Origin of the sequence: Stenotrophomonas sp. HMWF003 (assembly GCF_003061285.1) — a bacterium.
GTDB classification, from domain to species: domain Bacteria; phylum Pseudomonadota; class Gammaproteobacteria; order Xanthomonadales; family Xanthomonadaceae; genus Stenotrophomonas; species Stenotrophomonas maltophilia_AP.
In genome coordinates this window covers 3,990-5,717 of the sequence record NZ_QAIW01000250.1, presented here as the reverse complement: position 1 = coordinate 5,717, position 1,728 = coordinate 3,990, and the positions used below count along the sequence as shown (strand labels likewise).

The 1,728-nt window shown below is 67.4% G+C and carries 3 protein-coding genes; 1 reads left to right on the top strand and 2 read right to left on the bottom strand.

All coding sequences use genetic code 11. The features are described from left to right. Positions 1 to 839 (top strand): MnmC family methyltransferase (locus DBR34_RS10465; protein WP_128096747.1); only part of this gene is annotated, 839 nt, incomplete at its 5' end. A gap of 42 nt (positions 840 to 881) precedes the next feature. On the opposite strand, the gene DBR34_RS21295 is transcribed toward DBR34_RS10465, so the two are convergent. Then, complete coding sequence (locus DBR34_RS21295; RefSeq protein WP_181393967.1) at positions 882 to 1,055, bottom strand: hypothetical protein; 174 nt, start codon at positions 1,053 to 1,055, stop codon at positions 882 to 884. Positions 1,056 to 1,075: 20 nt separating this feature from the next. Further along, positions 1,076 to 1,728, bottom strand: a 653-nt coding sequence (locus DBR34_RS10460) for an alpha/beta hydrolase (protein ID WP_258223810.1), incomplete at its 5' end; no start/stop codon positions are given.

The following is a 1,728-nucleotide window of genomic DNA, read 5'->3' as shown; positions in this document are numbered from 1 at the left end:
CCCATTACACCGGCCCCCTGCTGACCCGCCCGCTTGCCGAAACCCTCACCCGCGCCCGCGACAGCGGCGCGACCGAATGGACCGGCTCGCTCGACCTTGGCCTGTCCACCGGCACTGCCACGCTGGCCGCCGACCACTGGCTCTGGAAGGGCGCGCGCTACGACTACCCGGGCAAGACCAAAGACCGCACCCTGTATTACTGGGACGGCGAAGAATTCCTGGCGGTGTCGCGGTTCGGCTCGGCACTGATCAAACTGGTGCCCACCGAGTGGGATGCCCCCACTTTCGAGATCGACGGCATCAAGATGCTGCCCAGCGCGCAGGTGTCGCCGTTTGAAGATGCGCGGCGCAAGGTGGCGCTGATTGCCCCGGCCGGCAAGACCGTGCTCGATACCTGCGGCGGGCTCGGTTACTTCGCGGCGTGCTGCCTGGAAGGCGGCGTCACCCGTATCCAATCGTTCGAAAAGAACCCCGACGTGCTGTGGCTGCGCACGCTCAACCCGTGGTCGCCCGACCCCGAGGCGGCCAGCAGCAGCGGGCGCCTGTCGCTGACCCAGGGCGATGTGTCACAGGCCATTGAAGCGCTCGAATCCAGTTCGGTCGACGCCATCCTGCACGACCCGCCGCGCTTCGGCATTGCCGGCGAGTTGTATTCGCAGGTGTTCTACGACCAGTTGGCGCGGGTGATGCGCAAAGGCGGGCGCATGTTCCACTACACCGGCGCCCCGAACAAACTCACCAGCGGCCGCGATGTGCCGCGTGAAGTGGCCAAGCGCCTGGAGAAGGCCGGATTCAAGGCCGACCTGGCCATGGATGGCGTGCTCGCCATTCGCCGCTGAGGTCGCCGCCCGTTGCCGGGCGACGCCGCGTCATCAGGGGCGTCAGTCCCCCCGTGGGAGCTTGGCCGCCCACATGTTGTCGACCAGGTTCGGATAGGCACGGCCGTTTTCCTCGGCCCGTTGCCGCGCGGCGTCCTTCTGTGCCGGCGACAACGGTCGGGACGCCCCGCCTTTGGGGTTGGGCTTCTTCCACGGCGGGGTACGGGTCTGGCGCATGGTCGGATGCTACCGCACCGTCACTTGGCCAGGAACGCCACCAACGCCGCGTTGAACTGCTCGGCGTGGCTGGCGTTGCAGCCGTGCGGCGCGTCCTTCAGCACCACCGCCTCGCTCCCGGCAATGGCCGCGTGGGTGCGCTTGCCCGAGCCCTCGTAAGGCACCGTGCCGTCGCTGTCGCCGTGCAGCACCAGGGTGGGCACGGTGACCTTATTCAGGTCCTCGCGGAAGTCGGTGGTGCCAAAGGCCTTCATGCAGCCCAGCGCCGCCGTCTGGTCCGACTGCCTGCACAGGGCGATGGCCTCCTGGCGCTCTTTCTCGCTGACCTTGAGCTCACCGTTGGCGCTGAAGAAGTCCTTGGTGAAGCCATCGAAGAAGGTATCGCGATCGCGCTCCAGGCCCTGCTTCATTTCATCGGCCTTGGCCGGGGTCAACGGCCCTTCGGGGTTGTCGTCGGTCTTGAGCATGTACGGCGGCACGGCCGAGGCGAACACCACGCTGTGCAGGCGTTGTTCGCCGTGGCGGGCGATGTAGCGGGCCACTTCGCCACCGCCCATCGAGAAGCCCACCAGCGTGACATCCTGCAGGTCGAGGTCGTTGATCACGCCGGCCAGATCGTCGGCCAGCGTGTCGTACTCGTAGCCGTCGGCCGGCTTGTCCGAGCGCCCGAAGC